The organism is Nitrosophilus sp., assembly GCF_982775275.1.
In genome coordinates, this window is record NZ_CEXZHP010000279.1 from 1 (window position 1) to 1,455 (window position 1,455).

Sequence of the window (1,455 nt, forward strand, 5' to 3'; positions counted from 1 at the left end):
TATAGTTCTTTTTGTTATCTTTTTTGTTGCGCAGGCTTTTAGAATCCCAAGTGGAAGTATGAAAGATTCTCTTCTTGTTGGCGATCATCTTTTTGCCAAGAAATTTGCTTATGGTATCCCTATGCCACATATCCCCTTTTTAGAGCTTTCTATTATGCCATGGAGTGATGATTTAAAACTTATTGACGGGGATACACCGCAACGTGGTGATATTGTTATTTTTCGCTATCCCGGAAATATTAAACAGCACTTTGTCAAAAGGTGTGTTGCACTCCCAGGCGATGAACTTTTTGTAGCTGAAAAAAACCTTTTTATCCACTTTCGTGAAGGGGATGACTGGATCAAGGAGCATTACAAAGATTATGAAATTGCTATTTTTGATGGAAAACTCTGGGTAAAAAACCCTTATATGAAACAACATCCCGGTATCCATCATGATCCAAAAATTGTTAATGACGGTCATTTTCCCATCCCTATCTTCTATGTTAATCCGTTGCGTGTTGAAAAAGATCATTACTTTATGATGGGTGATAATCGTGACCATTCCAACGACAGCCGTTTTTGGGGAAGTGTGCCGTATGAAAATATAGAAGGAACCCCTTGGTTTATCTACTTCTCTATCGATAAAAACTGGGAGATACGATGGGATCGTATAGGGAAAACACCTGCCGATTTAGAGCAGGAACCTTACTTGCAAAAAGCGATACAAGAGAGAGAAAAAGAAGACAAAGAGTATTATGGAATTACTTGATATATTAAAAATAGCAGGTGCCGTCTTAGCACTTGCCATCGCTATAATCGGACATGAGATTATGCACGGCTGGGTTGCATATATGTATGGTGATATGACGGCAAAAAATGCAGGTCGTCTCAGTATCAATCCTATAAGTCATATCGATATGGTGGGAACCATTATTGTTCCTGCTACAATGTACTTTTTACCTATGCTCTTAGGTGGTGACAGCGGCTTTTTGTTTGGATGGGCAAAACCTGTACCTATCAACACCTTTCATGTTATCAACCGTGGCGGCTATAATGCTGCTATGCAGGTTGACTTGGCGGGCATTGTGTATAATTTCACCCTTGCAGCCTTTGCTTCTATAGCTATTACCATTATGCCTACACCAACAACAGCCGATTCACTTGTGTATGTTTTTGCCTATATTTTGGTGTATCAGCTTCTTATTATCAATGTGGTTTTGGGGGTATTTAATCTTTTGCCTATTCCACAGTTTGACGGTGCACACTTTGTCATGCACCTTGCACTCAAATACAAACTCAACGCTGTTGCAGAGTTTTTTTATAAATATGAACCTTATGGTATGATTATAGTTCTGATTATTATCATGACACCACTGAGTAAGTATCTTATATTTATACCGGTGCAAACTATTTTGCAACTTTAACTCTCATAATGAAAGGAAATATATGAAATTTTACATAGGAACAGACCAC

2 protein-coding genes are annotated in these 1,455 nt (G+C 38.3%); both read left to right on the forward strand.

Annotated elements, in window-relative coordinates:
• Window position 1 precedes the first annotated feature (1 nt).
• The gene (lepB, locus tag AC30RD_RS09225; protein ID WP_489494241.1) at window positions 2-751 is read left to right on the forward strand and encodes a signal peptidase I; all 750 of its coding nucleotides are present in this window, start codon (window positions 2-4) and stop codon (window positions 749-751) included.
• Window positions 738-1,406, forward strand: coding sequence for a site-2 protease family protein (locus AC30RD_RS09230; RefSeq protein WP_489494242.1), 669 nt, complete (start codon window positions 738-740; stop codon window positions 1,404-1,406). The genes lepB and AC30RD_RS09230 overlap by 14 nt, the downstream gene beginning before the upstream one ends.
• Window positions 1,407-1,455 lie beyond the last annotated feature (49 nt).

Bases quoted from the DNA above. Each gene is read 5' to 3' on its own strand.
- AC30RD_RS09230 (WP_489494242.1), top strand. From the start codon at position 738: ATGGAATTACTTGATATATTAAAAATAGCAGGTGCCGTCTTAGCACTT.